General features: G+C 51.1%; 12 protein-coding genes. 7 read left to right on the top strand and 5 right to left on the bottom strand.

Translation table 11 applies throughout. The annotated features are described in order from the left end of the window. Nucleotides 1-56 precede the first annotated feature (56 nt). Nucleotides 57-1,829 carry a hypothetical protein gene (locus P9L94_15775; GenBank protein ID MDP8245544.1) on the top strand — a complete coding sequence of 591 codons (1,773 nt, stop codon included), beginning with the start codon at nt 57-59 and terminating at the stop codon, nt 1,827-1,829. Nucleotide 1,830: 1 nt separating this feature from the next. Here the strand turns inward: P9L94_15775 and P9L94_15770 are convergent, their stop codons facing one another. The 5 genes from P9L94_15770 to P9L94_15750 all read right to left on the bottom strand — a co-directional run bounded on the left by P9L94_15770 (nt 1,831) and on the right by P9L94_15750 (nt 7,436). Then, entirely contained in the window at nt 1,831-2,202 is a 372-nt protein-coding gene (locus P9L94_15770; protein MDP8245543.1) for a PilZ domain-containing protein, read from the bottom strand. 55 nt (nt 2,203-2,257) lie between these two features. Beyond that, nucleotides 2,258-3,406: a LysM peptidoglycan-binding domain-containing M23 family metallopeptidase gene (locus P9L94_15765; protein MDP8245542.1), complete on the bottom strand. Its 1,149-nt coding sequence runs from the start codon at nt 3,404-3,406 to the stop codon at nt 2,258-2,260. A 140-nt stretch (nt 3,407-3,546) separates the two neighbouring features. Beyond that, nucleotides 3,547-4,803 (bottom strand): putative sugar nucleotidyl transferase, encoded by a 1,257-nt coding sequence (locus tag P9L94_15760; protein MDP8245541.1) that lies wholly within the window; start codon nt 4,801-4,803, stop codon nt 3,547-3,549. Between the two features lie 40 nt (nt 4,804-4,843). Continuing rightward, nucleotides 4,844-5,617, bottom strand: a complete 774-nt coding sequence (gene nagB / locus P9L94_15755) for a glucosamine-6-phosphate deaminase (GenBank protein MDP8245540.1) — start codon at nt 5,615-5,617, stop codon at nt 4,844-4,846. Nucleotides 5,618-5,723: 106 nt separating this feature from the next. Next, nucleotides 5,724-7,436: a hypothetical protein gene (locus tag P9L94_15750; protein ID MDP8245539.1), complete on the bottom strand. Its 1,713-nt coding sequence runs from the start codon at nt 7,434-7,436 to the stop codon at nt 5,724-5,726. Nucleotides 7,437-8,046: 610 nt separating this feature from the next. Between P9L94_15750 and P9L94_15745 the strand changes: the two genes are divergently transcribed. From P9L94_15745 to flgC, 6 genes are all read left to right on the top strand, one after another. Beyond that, nucleotides 8,047-8,508, top strand: a complete 462-nt coding sequence (locus tag P9L94_15745) for a hypothetical protein (GenBank protein ID MDP8245538.1) — start codon at nt 8,047-8,049, stop codon at nt 8,506-8,508. Between the two features lie 77 nt (nt 8,509-8,585). Beyond that, complete coding sequence (locus P9L94_15740) at nt 8,586-9,809, top strand: ATP-binding protein (protein ID MDP8245537.1); 1,224 nt, start codon at nt 8,586-8,588, stop codon at nt 9,807-9,809. Next, the gene (locus P9L94_15735; protein ID MDP8245536.1) at nt 9,809-11,203 is read left to right on the top strand and encodes a sigma-54 dependent transcriptional regulator; all 1,395 of its coding nucleotides are present in this window, start codon (nt 9,809-9,811) and stop codon (nt 11,201-11,203) included. Before P9L94_15740 ends, P9L94_15735 begins: the two co-directional genes overlap by 1 nt. Before the next feature lie 19 nt (nt 11,204-11,222). Then, nucleotides 11,223-14,966 (top strand): tetratricopeptide repeat protein, encoded by a 3,744-nt coding sequence (locus P9L94_15730; protein ID MDP8245535.1) that lies wholly within the window; start codon nt 11,223-11,225, stop codon nt 14,964-14,966. Between the two features lie 146 nt (nt 14,967-15,112). Then, nucleotides 15,113-15,538 carry a flagellar basal body rod protein FlgB gene (gene flgB / locus P9L94_15725; GenBank protein MDP8245534.1) on the top strand — a complete coding sequence of 142 codons (426 nt, stop codon included), beginning with the start codon at nt 15,113-15,115 and terminating at the stop codon, nt 15,536-15,538. Between the two features lie 24 nt (nt 15,539-15,562). Continuing rightward, nucleotides 15,563-16,003, top strand: a complete 441-nt coding sequence (gene flgC / locus P9L94_15720) for a flagellar basal body rod protein FlgC (GenBank protein MDP8245533.1) — start codon at nt 15,563-15,565, stop codon at nt 16,001-16,003. Nucleotides 16,004-16,024: the final 21 nt, after the last annotated feature.

Here is a 16,024-nt window from a genome sequence, read left to right as displayed (position 1 = left end):
CGGACAGTTACGCTGTGAATCAAATTCAAATTGCAACGAAAAGATGGACGGTTCGAATGAAAAAGCACATCTTGATTTCCCTATTATTCTTTGTCGGCGGCTTGGCCTGCGGCTACTTGATTCATTTGACGGCAGCGCCCTCATCGCCCCCCGGCCCCGCTGTCGCCGCAGGAACCAACGCGGAACAGCAAGCGCCCACGTCTGAAGCGCCTGCCCCTGAAGTGGTGCTTGAACGGATATTGCCCAACACGTCCGTCTTCTGGGTGTTGGCGGATTTCAAGCGCATCGGTGAACACAAAGACGCGTTCACTTCTCTTTGGAACGACGACGCCGTACAAACCATCGGCAACGAGTTTCTCTCTGCGTTGCCCTCTGGCGCCACCCAAGCATTTCAGGCTTTATCCGGCGCCAGCGACGCCATGCGCTTGTTCTTTTTGCCTCCTCCCCGCGAAGGCGCTCCGATGACCTGGATCGCGGCGTTCACCGGAGACAACGATTCTCTAGATTCGTTATTGTCAGACATTCCAGAGAGCGACCGCGAAACCAAATCGTTCGGGCCGAATCAGATTGACCTCATCAAAACGCCGTTTGGAAAATTCGCCGTCAAACAAGAGGAACAATTGCTCTGGCTGAGCATGGCGGCGGAAGAACTCGCGGGCATTCTCAATACGCCCGCGCCGCCTGGCCTCACTGAGAAACCAGCGATACACGAAGAAGCCATGCGCCGTTTTCCTCATGCAGCGGTTGCGCTCTTCACAAACTCTGCGCACGCCATTCCGCCGGGGCCTGGCGTTCCTGGCATGGCGCCGCAGTTGCTCTCGCATTTGGGGGCGGACTCTGCATACGTCGTGCTGCATTGGCCCAACGGCGAAGGCCGGCTCACCGCAGTCGCCCAAGCAGAAATCCCACCGCCGTGGACAGCCGCCTGGACGCCCATGCAAGCGTTTCCGTTCGGCGCCGACGATCCGGCGGGGCTATTAGAAGTCGCGTTCCGCCGACCAGCGCCTGACGCCGTTTTAGAAGCGACCGAGGGTAATCAAGGCAAAAATGAGACGCCCGCCCCCTCGCTTCAGATGCAAGCCAAAGGTAAAAAACGGGCCGCGCGACGCGAAGCGCAAATGAGCGAAGACCAGCCCGGCGGTTCACAAGGCGGCATGGCAAGCAACGGCATGATGGATTTTTTCAGCATGGCCAAACCGAACCAGATTTTTTCATTTAACGTGTTTGGGTTTTATCAAGGAGCGCCTTCGATGGCCTTTGCGTTCCCGGAATTTGACTCAAACGGGACGTTGCTTGATACATTTCAACAAGCGCCGCGTGTTCAATCCGAAGAGATTGAAATCGCAAACTTGCCTGGAACGCACTATCAATTCAAAGAGGGCAAACGGCGCGCGGCGCCTTTGAGCGAGTTGATTGCGCTTGAACGCGATGGAGCCATGTATTTGTTTGACTCCAGCGTTGCGGCGCGAAATTATATGGGCGATAAAAATACCGACCCGGACGGAAAAAAACGGCGCAGCAACGAAGCGCGTCAGTTGCTCTCGCAAGTCCGGTCGCCCGCACAGGCGCAAGCCGCTGTTTCACGCGACTGGTTTGATTTTATTCTGCGCTCTGAAATGGCGCACCTTAACGAACAAGGCGCGGCAACGGAACAATTTGAATTGTTAATCGAAGCGCTTGCCCCGCATTTAAAACCAGCGGCGGCAAGCGCAGGATTTGATGGAAAAGAATGGTTTGTTGACGTCTATGTGGAAGATGAATCGAGCATTCTGGTCGAAAGCCTGTTGACCGCGATCCACGGCTATCGTTGGTTGCATGGAGCGAAGTAGATTACTCCGTTCCGCCCATTGCTCCAGCGCCCAAATCCAATTCTTCCATTCCTTTAAAGGCGACGGCGAGTTTCTGCTTGCCGTCGTCGTCAGTGATCCGACAAATTTTGCCATGATAGATGGGGGGATGTTCTTCGGGGTTGTCTTTCCAGGTGTTCATTAATTCCATATCCATAAACAATGAAAGGCGAATATTTTTTCCCATTTCACAGGGCTGCTCACAGTGAAAAGCCAGGCCGCCGACCAATACCGGGCCGATGTCTAATGTAATGGCTTCAAACCATTCGCCGCTGTGCAAAGACTCGCCTTCATCAAAACTATAGATGAATGGGATGCGAATTTCTTCTCGTTCAAATATGCGCCGTTCGTTCATTTTGGTCTCCAGTCGCCGCCATCATCAATATATTTGTCTGCCCGTCAACCCCACTTTATTCATTGAGCGCGGGGAGAATTCGGATCGGGTCTAGCGCAGTCGTGCTTTGGCGAATTTCAAAATGCAACACGCCCGCTTCGCTGGCGGGAGGCGTTCCGCTCTTGCCCACTTTACCAATTATTTGACCACGCTCAACAATTTGGCCGACTTGCACCCTATTTTCGCTGTTATGCGCATAAATGGTTCTCACATCATCATTCTTATATTTCCCATGATAAATGATGATGAAGTTGCCAAAACTGCCGCCCAGGTCGTCCGCCACGCCGCCGACCAACTGCACTTTTCCTTTTGCGGCTGCGGAAATTTCTGTGCCGATGGGCGCGCCTAAATCAACGCCGGCGTTCATCGCGCTGGTTGACGAACTAAATGGACGAATAATGCGGAAGTTCTCTTTGATCGGCCATTGAAAACGCATGTTAGCAAATTCGCTGACCTTGCGCGGGAACTCCTGCTCGGGCTCCTTGGCTACTTCTTCGGGTTTCGGCGTCGCTGTGGGCGCTGGCTTGATAACCTGATCGACGACGGGATTGTTATTCAATTCTTTGACAGGCTCTTGCGTTACTACAGTGCGTTTGATAATTTCAACGTCTTCGACTTGCTTTGCGCCGGGAACCCAAAGCACTTGGCCCGCTCGTAGTTTTGATGCATCGGGCAAGTTGTTCACGCGCTGTAATTCGCTGGACTTGAGTTCGTAGGCGTCTGCAATTGCCGTCAGCGTCTCGCCTTTATTCACCATGTGCCATAATCCGTCTTTCACTTCGGGCACGGGCGCAGGCGTGGGTTCAACGATTTGAATAACAGAGTGGGAACCCGGGTCTGCGACGGCATCTGCGATGGCAATGGTTTGATGAGCAGGCGTGACCATTTTATAGTCTTGCGCACCAGGAATAAACAAGCGGCTGCCTGCTTTTAATTCGCCTTTTGGATCAACGCTATTCACGCGGACCAACAACTGGGGAGAAACTTCATACGCGCGGGCGATCGCGTTAACCGTTTCGCCCTCGTTCACAGGATGCATCACGCCGTCCATGATGACGACGTCGGTCGCATCATTAAACGAATTAAACGGCGTATTGGCGCATCCTCCCACAAAAAGAAGGATGGTGAAAATTGCTGTTACTGCCGTCAACCCAAATCGAATCATTCGAACATCTCCATATCAACATGATTGAACCGTCGGCTCTTAAGCATAACGGTCAATGAACAGCCCAGGCTACGCGGCCCCGACCATTGACGTATTATTATTTGGAAACGCCCGACTCACAACCCGGCGCGGCGCAGCAATTAATCCTCCGCCTGTTGATGAAAAATTCGCTCTCGCTCATCGCGCGTTTGTTCATAAACCGATTGGTAGAGTTTTTCGAGTTCCGGCGTCAACGATTGGCTGCGGCGCTCCATCATACGCGACGCCGCCTCCAAGGCTTTATCGAAGCGATGCTCCGACCACCCCACCGGGCCGCCCCAGGCGAACGATGGAATTTCGCGGGGCGAATATCCTAAACCAAATAAATTACAAAACGCCCCAATGACCGCGCCTGTGTTAATCATCGCTTGAATGCCGGTTTTGGTATGATCTCCAAACGCAGCGCCGACAAACTGGCGCCCGGTTGACACTCGCTCGCCGTCGATGATGCACATAATGTTGGCGTAATCGTTGCGCAAGTCGCTGGTATTTGACGACGCAGCGATGTTAACCCAGGCGCCGACGTAAGAATGACCAAGAAAGCCTTCATGTTGTTTGTTGCTATACGAAAGCAAAATGCTTTGTTCGACTTCGCCGCCGAGTTTGCACCATTCGCCGCAGGTGGTCCCGCTATAGATTTTGCCCCCCGATTTCACAATCGAATGGGTGCCGATGACGCAGGGGCCTTGCAGCATCGAGTGCGACATGACCTTCGCGCCTTCGCCAAGCCACACCGGGCCTTTGCGGGTATCAATGAACGTGCAAGGGTCAATTTCTGAATCCTGGCGGCAGGTCAACGCATGGTCGCCGACAATCGTTACCCCGGGGTGAATTGTCCCTTCGCGCGCGCCGGATTTTCCTGATGCCGCGATATCGGACACGATCTCAGCGGGGTTCTCGTAGACTAAGTCCCAATGATATTGGATGACCGTCGCCGAGATTTTACGCTGGGGCAGGTCGGAAAAATCTGTGATGGAAATCAGTTGTTCCCAATCAATTTTCGATACGCGTTGCGCAGAACACCGGACGGCAACCAAGACGCCGTCTTGCACAAAACAACAATCGTCATCGCCTTGCGTAATCTGTTCGGCTAAAGATAAACACCAAACGGCCCGTCCATTTAAAAGTAGGGCGGCGTGGCTTGGGGCGCCGTTTATGCAGGTGGGTTTTCCCTCAGCGGCGAGCCAGTTCTGTAGAGCAGGCCGGGCGTGGTAAGACACGTTTTTTGTATGAAAGGCTTGGGCGGCTTTTTCAGACAACAGGTTTACGCCGCATCGCAGCAAGTAGGCGGGCCGCGTCCAAGTCAATGGACGCAATTGTTTCCACCCCTCATCCTCAAACAGAATGATATTGTTCATTGTTGGCCCCTCAAGCAATAAAAATTACGTCGAGGGTATCTTACATATCAGGCTTGTTTTCGTATACCCACTTGTAGTAGTCGTATCGTTCGAGTTTAGACGCCGCCGCTTCATCCAGGTACACAATGGTGTCCGGGTGCAATTGCAACACTGATGCTGTCACTTGGGCGGTCATAGGGCCTTCGATTGCTTTGGCGATGATATCGGCCTTGCTCTCGCCGCTCGCCATTAAGATCACGCGTTTGGCTTCTTGGATGGTGCCAACGCCCATCGTGATCGCAAAGCGAGGCACCTCGTCAACGCTGCCAAAAAAGCGCGCGTTGTCTTCAATGGTCTCGCGGGTTAATGTTTTGATTCGGGTGCGCGACCCCAACGCAGAGCCGGGTTCGTTGAAAGCAATATGGCCGTCGCGGCCAATGCCGAGAATTTGGAGATCGATTCCGTCGAGTTTTTTCATTTCAGATTCATACCACTTACAAAACGCCTTTACATCGTTTGCATTGCCGCTGGGGATATGAATTCGTTCGGGTTGAATATTGATTTGATCAAACAGATTCACGTGCATGAAGGTGTGATAGGATTGTTCATGCGAAGTGGGAATGCCCACATATTCATCTAAATTGAACGTGGATATTTTTGAGAAATCCAAGCCCTCGTCGCGATATTGACGGATCAATTCTCGATAGAGGCCGATGGGCGTACTACCCGTGGCAAGCCCTAAGACGCAATTGGGTTTTGTCCGCACAAGTTCTGAAACTTGCTTGGCTGCTTGCTGGCATATTTCGTCATAGTCTTTAAGAACCACCACTTCCATGATGCTCTTTCCTTTCAACAAATCCCAAAAAGTCAAATATAGTTGCGCCCCATAAGAATACACTACACGCCATTGTTTCTGAATAGGCAGTCAATCGAAAAAGACACTAAGGTAAAACACTGGGCGAGGATCCAACAAAGTAAGCCTTCAAACCGCCGTGAGCAAATACCAGTTCTCCTTCTGACCACTCGCCAGGCGTCAGCAACACATAGGGAGGATTTATACCCGAACCGTCAGCAGGCGCTGCCCCGACGGGGCGTTGCACCCAATAATATAAATTGGGGATCAGGAACGGGAATTCTTCTTGACAATATAATGGAACATCGCCCCATTTGTTGTGTTGTATGTCATCACAGAAATAATGGATGCTTTCTCCCCATAACGTTTGGGCGGCGGCCTTGCGGATACCGATGGCGCCTTCCAACGTCGCGAACTGAATGTACAGCATGACCACTGCCGCCAACACCAACCCAAAACGCTTCGTTGAAAACCAAAGCGTGACGATCAACGCTGAGATTAGCAATAAAATTCCGCCGCCGACCCAAGGCCCTTCATTGCGCAGTTGCGTAAGAAAATCTAACGACGGCGCATTCGTAAAGAAGGTTTTATGCGCCCCGAGCGCTGGCCAAACGTCCGTCCACAACACGCCGGACGCAATCAATACTGCAAACAAAAAGACCGCGCTGAAAATGATTGATGCGCCGCCGGGGACGGAAGCGTCGTCTTTCGACAAACGAAAACGCCCCAAAAAAGCAACCGCCAACGGCAAGGCGGCGTGATTGAGATAAAAAATATAGCGCAAGCCAATCGACCAGTTTTCATAGGGCGCGCGCAGAATGTAATACAACGCGACGAACCCGACGATCAACCACAAAGCCCAGCCAATCATCAACGCATATTCACGCTCAAGCGGCGTCAAGCACTTAGGAACCAAAATCGAAACCAGCCACGCGCCCAACAAAATCGGCGTTAGTAACAAAGCGCCTTCGACCCATAATGCCGCGCCGTGCGCGGCCAGTAAGGTCAAAAATTTTGATGCGACCGCCGCCGCGCCAAGCGCGTCCGGTTTTTCCAGATCAAAATAGAACGGCGAATTCCGCTCGACGCCCAAAAAGCCCAAGCCCCACCAGACGCCAATCACGATCAGCCCTGACAGCAGCGCTCCCACCAATGGAGGCGCGATAGGTTTCTTCGTTCTCCAACACCGGAACGGGACCCACACGCCAATGAATCCACATAACAACAACGCCTGGATGCGCGTTAGGCAAAGCGCTGCAAGAACGACGGCGAACCCGACCGCAACCAGCCAGCGAGAACGGTCGGCCTGCAACAAAACCGCCGCCGCCCAAAAAAGAAACAGCGTCAACGGCGCCGCCAAGTTTTCACTCATCGACCATTGGGTATAAACCACAGCGGGATAAAACAGATAAAAAACACACGCGGTTAGCGCCGCAACAGGATCGGCAAACATACGCGCCAACCGATAGAGAGGAAACAATCCGATAAAATACAACGCCGGGTTGATCCACGACTGAATGAATTCGACCGTCAGATAGTCTTTGGCGAAAAAGGCGACCGAGAGAATCGCGGGATACAGCGGCGGGACGGATTGGTTTTTCGATAAATCAAACGACGACCAATTATGCAAACTGAAAGCCATGGATTTATAGAACACCATGTCCCAAATGACTTCGAGAACCGGCGTCCCGACATTGGCGAGCAGGCCGTAAATCAACACCGCCGGGACATACAGCAATACAACGCGAAATTCTCCGCGCCGACTGAGCATACAAGTCTTCGCTATTTCATTTTGGTTCATGGTTTGAACTATCGTAATAGAACTCACCGCTGCATGATAGAGACGATTAGAGAAACGTTTCCAAACAAGAAAAAAAATCTCATCCAAACATGATTCCCAAGGCAGAAAACTATATAAGGCATGGGTACATCTCTATTCGCTTCGGTGCGGGCTTTCATGCCCTTTTGCACAGGCGCTCACAACGCGCCAAGGCTTTCAACGAAAAACTTAGAAATTCTAACTCGCGGATTCAACTTGCTCTACTTTTATCCCCCCGGCGCTTGCAGCGCCACCCCCCTTATTGAAAGGGGGGCAGGGGGGATTCAGGATTTTATAAATAGTCTCATTGGTCAGTAATCAACCGCCTTAATGCATCATCAAGTAAACAATTATCTGTGAAAATATCATTGAAAAGTCAACTCTTTTCCCAGGCTGCCGAAGCATATATATGATCGTTGCAGTCGAGATGTTGGGCAGGTTGTAACAAGCTGAAGAAAGAATGTTACAAAATCCAAAAAGCGGAAAATTTTTCCTTGACTGGTTTTTTTATATAACCTATACTCACAGCGAGAGATACGTATTTTTGTCTAAAATGGTTTCTAGCGAGAGTGGAGGCTCCCCATAACACTCCATGCAAAATCTTGACCTACTGAAGCAGTTAGAAAGCGCGTTTGCAGAAGAAAAAACGGTCTATGACAAAATTCTTGCGCTCTCAAAAGCGCAAATAGAATTGATTGAAGAAAAAAAACAAGATACCGAACAAATTGCGCGGTTGATGAACGAGAAATGGGAGTGGATTCAACAAGCCCAAGCGCTTGAAGAAACCCACCAGCCCATCAAATCGTCTTGGGAAGAGGTACATACCTCCTACAGTGAAGACGAACGAAAGCCCGCAGCCGAAGCCAAAGAGGCGCTGCTGGCATTGATTGATGAATTAAAACGGCTGGAAGACGAGATCACGGTTGGCATACGCGACAAGATGAGCGCAATCAACCAGCAGTTGTTGAACTTGCAAAAAGAAAAAAAAAGCGCGAAGGCGTACTACAGCAATCTAGACGTCCGACCGCCGCGTTATATTGATAAGACGAAATAGACTGACTGATCTTTTTTAATTTCCCGGGTTTTCACCGTTGCAGCCAAACGGGTTGAACGATCCAGGTTGAGGGTAATGTGAAGCAAGATTTTCTGCAGGACCATGCAGCCGTAGGCGTGGAAAGCGGGTCTATTGATGTAGACGCGCTCAAGCAACTCTATGCCCAATATAACCAAAATACCGAAAAACTGCGGCTTGCCTTTGAACGTCTCGAACAACGCTTTCGTGAGATTGATCCCTACAATATCTATAATTCCATCACCGAAGCCTTAATCACTCTGGATAAAGATGAAAACATCCTGACTTGCAATCGCGCAGCAGAACGCCTATTCGAAATCGAATCGCGCACCGCCTCAGGACAATCCTTTCGCGAATTTCTGCCGATTTGCGCGCCGGCCTTCGCCGACTATCTCGCCCATTCGATTCAAGAGGGGCGTTGCGAGTTGCATTTCGCCAATACCCATGGCGAGCCGGTCTATGCGCGGGGGCGCTTCTCTCCCCTGTTAGACCGAAAAGGCGAGGCGATTGGCTATACGTGCCTGTTCACAGACTACAGCGTGGAGCGCCTGTTAGAAGAACAAGCGCGACGCCAAGACCGCCTGACCGCATTGGGCGAACTGGCGGCGGGCGTCGCCCACGAAATGCGCAACCCGCTGACCACCATTCGCGGCTATTTGCAGATTCTCCCCTCAAATAAAGATGACGAAGAATTCATCACGGAATTTTCAGATAATTTGATTCGAGAAATTGACCGCCTGAGCCGCCTGACCGACAATTTGCTCAATATGGCGAAGCCGATTTCTCCTGAACAGCAAACGGTTACGCTGCATGAGACCGTGCAATCCGTCGCGACCTTTTTAGCGGACAAACTGGACGACTCCGGCGTTAAAATTGAGATCGCAGACAGCGACGCCCGCGCCACGATTCGGGTTGACGTTGACCGCATCAAACAGGTGTTCATCAACCTGTTCGTCAACGCTGCGGAGGCGATGAGTAGCGGTGGGACAGTTCAAGTCCGGTTCTCGCAAAAAGAAGAGCGCCTTGCGCCGGACGCGCCGCTGAAACCGTTTGTCGTCGCCGAAGTCGCTGACAACGGCCCGGGGATCCCCAAAAATATCATCGACCGTTTGTTTGACCCGTTTTTCACGACCAAGAGTTCGGGAACCGGGTTAGGTCTATCATTAACCAATCGTATTGTTGAAGAGCACGGCGGGTTTATTCGAGTGGAAAGCACAATCGGCGACGGCGCCCGCTTTTGGGTATTTTTGCCAGCCGCCGATGAAACCATTGAGGGAACATAATGCCGCAAACGAAACTGTTAGTCATTGATGATGAAGTGGGCATCCAGAACTTGCTGTTCCGGGTGCTCAAAGGCGAAGGGTTTGACGTCCGTACGGCGGGCAGCGGCGAAGAAGGCGTCGCCCTGGCCCAAGACGACGTCCCCGACCTGGTATTGTGCGACATAAAAATGCCCGGCATGGACGGCATCGAAACGCTGGCCAAACTCAAAGAGATATCTGAAAGCATTGAAGCGATCATGTTAACGGCGCACTCCACCGTCGAAAGCGCGGTTTCCGCGATGAAACTGGGCGCCGCTGATTATTTAAAAAAGCCGTTTGACGTCGAAGAATTAAAAATCATCATCAATAAATGCCTTGGAGTCGCCGATCTTAAAAAGGAAAACAAACATCTGCGCGAAGCGGCGGGCCTACGTTATGGGTTGGATACCATCATCGGCTCCGACGGAAAAATGCAGGAAATTTTTGAATTGATTAAAACCGTCGCGCCGACCCCCAGCACCGTCTTGATTCAAGGAGAGAGCGGGACCGGTAAAGAACTGATCGCGGGCGCGATTCATTATCACAGTTCTCGGCGGCACAAACGCTTTATCAAAGTGAACTGCGCGGCCATTTCAGAAGAATTGCTCGAAAGCGAACTGTTCGGGCACGAGAAAGGCTCGTTTACCGGGGCGATCCGCTCGAATGAGGGGAAATTCGTCCTGGCTGACGGCGGCTCAATTTTGCTGGACGAAGTGTCGGAAATGAGCCCCAAATTGCAAGCGAAGTTGCTGCGCGTTTTGCAAGAGAAAGAAGTTGACAAAGTGGGCGGACGCGAGCCGGTTTCGGTTGACGTACGGGTCATGGCGACCACCAACCGCAACTTGCACGATTCCATCGAAAAAGGCGAGTTTCGTGAGGACCTCTATTACCGCCTCAATGTCGTCACGATTGAGTTCCCGCCCTTGAGAGAGAGAAAAGGCGACATTTTAGAATTGGCAAATCATTTTATTCAGCAATACAATCAGCAGATGAACAAAAAGATCAGCGGGGCCGTTCCCGAAGTTGAACAGGCGTTAATCCGGTATAACTGGCCGGGCAACGTACGGCAACTGCAAAATTGTTTGGAGCGCGCTGTGGTTTTATGCAAAACGCCGATGATTCAAATTCAACATTTATCTGCCGACGTCGTCTCGAACAGCGTCGGAGATTCGGCGGCGCCCGTTAACACGATGGAAGTCGGGCTGACTGTGGCGGAAATGGAAAAGCAGCTGATTTTCAAAACGCTTGAGCATACGCAAAACAATCGCACCCGGGCGGCGGAAATTTTAGGCATCAGCATTCGAACGTTACGAAATAAACTGAACGAATACAAAAAGACTGGCGACGCGCCGGTCATGATGCAAACCGGTTCATAAACCGGAAGGACCAGAACAAATGGCGGCTGGACCAATGGATGGTTCAAAAACTGCGTTAGAACTGGCGCTTGAATTAGGCGTGCGGTCGGAGACCATTCTGCGCGCCATGAAATCGGCCGGTTATGACGTAGACGACCCCATGACAGAGGTCGACTCGTTGCTTGAGCAACGCCTGGTCGAAGTAATGGTCGACAACGGCGAGTTGCCCCAGTCAATGATCTCCGGCAAAGGGCGCCGCCAACTTACCGACGACCCCATTGTCGACGATGAAGCCGTTACTCAAGCGCTTGGCGCGAGTTCCGCCGGGTTCTCTGAAAGCAACATCCCGCGCCAGATTACGCTGGAATCGTCGTTTGACAAACCGCCCTCGCTTTTCTCCCGCATGTTCTCAAAAGCCAAAAATTTGGCCCGGACGCTAAAAAACAGCGAATACACGCCTGACGAATTAAATACGTTCTTTTCTACTTCCGTCCCCAAAGAAACAAAAAGCCGCTCTCCCTTTGAACAACAAGAAGAGCCAGAGCCTGCAAGCGAACAGGATGACCTCTCGGCGCCGGAACTCGATGCCATTGATGATTACATGCCCGATGAGGATGAAGTAAGCGATGACGGCCTCGAGGGAATGGACACGCTGCAAGAATCGGGTCTCGAAGACATGGCGCTCGACCCCGATATGATGGAAGACCTGGAAGGCGTCGACCTGGAAGACGCTAGTCTTGACGATGACCTAGCGGGCTTGAGTGAAGAACTCGGGCTGGACGCAGCTGACCTGGAAGGCGTCGCCGATGACATTGATGATATTGATGACGCCGCCGATGAACTGACTGAAGGCCTTGAAGATGAAATGGAAGGCGTTGAGTTAGATGAAGAAGACCTCGAACTACTAGACGGTGAAGAAGGCGGCGCTGGCGGCGCTGGCGACGGCGACGTCATCAGCGAAGAGGAAGAAGAATACGTTCCCAACTTCCTCGAAAAAATCCTCAGTCGCATCCACCTTTCCCCCAGCGAAACCTGGGCGTTGATCGGCGGCGCTTTCAGTTTGATGATTATTGTGCTGGTCTGCGTCGTTGCGTGGTGGATGTGGTTCAGCCCTAAAGCGCAAAAAGATATCTATGACCAAGCAGTCGCACACCAGGAAAGCGCCCGAGACATTGTGACGGAATATGATTACCTCAGCGCTGAACGCTGGAAAGAACGCGCAGGAGAATTAGAAGCCGCCTCAGTAAAATTTGAAACGTACATTACCGAATTTCCTGAAACGCCATTAACGAAAGACGCCTACTACAATTGGTGCGACATCACCTTTGAACTGGCGAACCTGTATGAAGAAAACGCCGGAGAAGAAGATACCGACCCGATTGCAAAGAAATCAGAAGAAGCCTACCGGCAAACCACGCAACGCTACAATACTTATTTAGACTACTTGCAAAAAATCGCCAACCGCGCCGTCTCGCAAGGCGTAGCCGGCGAAGATCAATTTGTTCCGGTTGAATACCAACAAGAGGCCCTGTGGCGCATTGCGCTGTCCCAACAAAAGCTCAAACGCTATCAAGAAGCCATTGATCAATTCGACCAATTCGCGCAACGATTTAGCACCTCGCCGGAATCGGTTGAAGCGATTCAAAAAATCGCTGACATTTATCAGGAATGGGCCAAGACCGATAAAGAAGAAGAACTCAACATGCTCAATGAAGCGACCGAGCGCTATAAACAAGCCTTGGAACGCCTCGAAACAAAACCCGATGAGAACCGTTTGGCTTTATCTCAAATACACGCCGAGTTAGGCGATATTCAATATCGTTTGTACGAACGCAGCCAAGAACAAGAAAAAAATGAACAGGCCGATGCGTTTCTGCGCGAATCAATTGGCCATTATGAAGCCGCAGAAAACGAAGCGCGCTTGGTCACAAACCTTTCGAACGCCCAGCGAAATGAAATTTTTAAACCGTTGGCGGATATGTACCTGATGCGTGGGCGCGCCGCCGGCGAACTGTGGAACCGCAATGAGGAAGGCGCGCAATCGTTCCCGGAAGGCATCACCTACCGCCAAACCTTACTCGATGAAGCGGCGCGGCAACGCGAACTGGCGCAAGATTTTCTCGGCAAAGCCAACACGTTGTACGATGAGATGATTTCGACCGATAACAAAGAACTCAAAGAAGACATCATCTATAATAAAACAGAAGCCCTCTTCATTATGCGAAAATATCCCGAAGCGATGGCGGCGGGGCAAATTCTCCTGGGTGAAAGCGAAGACACGGAAAATACAACCAAATTATCCCCTGACGTAGACGCCAAACTGCATTATTTGTTAGGCCATGTCGCGTGGGAAATGGCCAAGAAAAATAAAGATTATACCAACGTCAAAAAATATTACCGTGAAGCGCTGGCGAAAGACGCCTTCTTCCCCAAAGAACGTCAAGGCGAAATCAGCCACTTGGCCACACTGCGTTTGACGAACGCCTATTTCCTGGTTGATAAAAACTATGAAGAATCATTGAACCGCTTTCAAAGCGCAAAAGAAAATTACCCCGATACCGACTACACATTTTTGACGCTCTATTGGATGGGCAAAGCTCAAGATGAATACGGCCAGCACCTCAACCAGCAAGCGGACGACCTGCTGGCAAAATCACAGGCGCAAAGCGACCAACTACAAGCCCAACAACTTCGCGAGAAAGCAAAACAGCAATACGCCGACGCGATCTTGACCTATGATCGCGCCATCGAATCGCGCGAATTGTCAAAATACATTGATGTCCAGAATAAAAGTTATCTCATTGAAATCATGTTCAACCGGGGACACAGCGCCTTTTTTGCGGGCAAACAACGCGACGCGGAAAAGTACTTATTAGAGGCGCTCGATAAACACCAAAACGACGCTGCCGCGAAAAAACACGTCCCCGAAACCATTGAACGCCTAGGCGACATCAACGCACTGCTGGCGAATTATGACAAAGCCATTGATTATTACCGCGACTATTTGGGCGAGGCCTACCCCGACCCCAACGCTCGCGTCAAGATGAAACTCGCAGACGCCTATTTGCGCCACTTCTCGCCCGACCGTGCGCGGGAATGGTACAACCGCATCGTCCGCGACTATGGAACGCCCAAAGGCGTGAAAGGCCCGGGGTTTGAGTCTCTGAAAAAGATCGCCCGTTCTCACATTCAAGAATCGGCTTTAAAATCCGGTCAAGAGAGCGACGATGAACTTAACAACGCGCTCGGCGCATTCGACTCTCTGGCCAAAAATTACCCGCTCCCGGATAACGCAAAATTGCCCAATGACGCAGAATCTCTACATGCAATTGGCAATATTCAGTATCGCTTAAATAACTACCCGGAGAGCATCAGCGCATATAAAGCCTATCTGCGCCACGCCAACGCGCCGCAACGCACCGGGATGATTCACTACCGGATTGGTCAAGCCTATCTCGATATGAACCAGCCCGCGCAAGCAGTCAACGAACTCGGCAACATAACTGAACAATCAATGGACAACCTCACCCAATACGCCGACGCGCTAATTTTGACGGGTGAAGCTTATGAAGAACAAGCCAAACAATACCAGCAAAACGGCGATAACAGTATGTATGAAACATACTTACGAAAAGCGGAAGAAGCCTATAACCGCGTAAAGATTACAGGCTCGGCAGACCGAATCGCCGAAGCCGATACAAAAAGAAAACTGATCGCCTCCATTTTGGCGCGATTGCGCGAACAACGCGAATTGGCCCGCAATCAACAGCTGCAAGGCGGTTAAATGAGGCAAGAGTTGCCCTTTAAGGGGAACCCGTCAGTAATTGAATAACTGTAACTACATACAGAATATGCAGTTACACGAGGATAAACATTGGTAAGGTTATTGCTTAAATAATTAGATACTCTTTTATTTGAAGGACCGGATTTATGCTGATTTCCCAAATGTTTAATAACACGACGTTGCATGTTCTCAAAAAGGGCATTGAGGGAGCAAGTAAGCGGCATGAAGCGATCTCCAATAACATCGCCAATGTCGATACGCCAAAATATCAGCGCGCTACGGTTGATTTTGAAAACCAACTCAAGCGCGTTCTGAGAGGAACCGACGTCAGCGGAAGACGCACCCACCCCGCCCATTTTATCATCGGCGGGCCGGAAGCAATTCCATTGGTGCAGCCGCGGGTCGATATTGATAATATGACCCGTTTTCGCCCGGATAAAAACAACGTAAACATTGACCAGGAAATGGCCGACTTGGCGGAAAACAGCCAGCGCAGCGACCAGTTCAGCGAATTGATCCGCCGACGCTACCAAGGCTTGCGCCGCGTGTTGCAAGAGGCAGGCGCCCGCTAAACCCGGGCGGCTAGGAGAGAGTAGATGAGTTATCATATCAATGCATCGGGGATGACCGCCCAGCGAATCCGTATGGACGTCATTTCAAATAACATCGCCAACGCCAACACAATGGTCACGGCGGAAGGGTCTCCCTATCGCAAACGCGAAGTCATCTTTGAAGCGCCAGGGCGTACATTTTCCGAATCGATGTCGACGGCCAGGCGCCGCTTGAACCGAATCATCGGCACGGGCGTCAAGGTACAGAAAATTACGGAAGACCGCTCCGAGCACGCATTTATGAAAATTTATGATCCAGGGCATCCATTCGCCGACCCAAACGGAATCGTCTTACGTCCCAATATCAACGTCACAAAAGAGATGGTCAATATCATTGATGCGTCGCGGGCGTATGAAGCCAACGTCACATCATTTAACGCTTACAAACAGATGCAAACGCGCGCGTTACGAATCGGCGGACAATAAAAAACAAGCCTGACGCGTTGA

Origin of the sequence: Candidatus Hinthialibacter antarcticus, assembly GCA_030765645.1 — a bacterium.
GTDB lineage: Bacteria > Hinthialibacterota > Hinthialibacteria > Hinthialibacterales > Hinthialibacteraceae > Hinthialibacter > Hinthialibacter antarcticus.
This window is presented reverse-complemented; position numbering and strand designations above follow the sequence as displayed.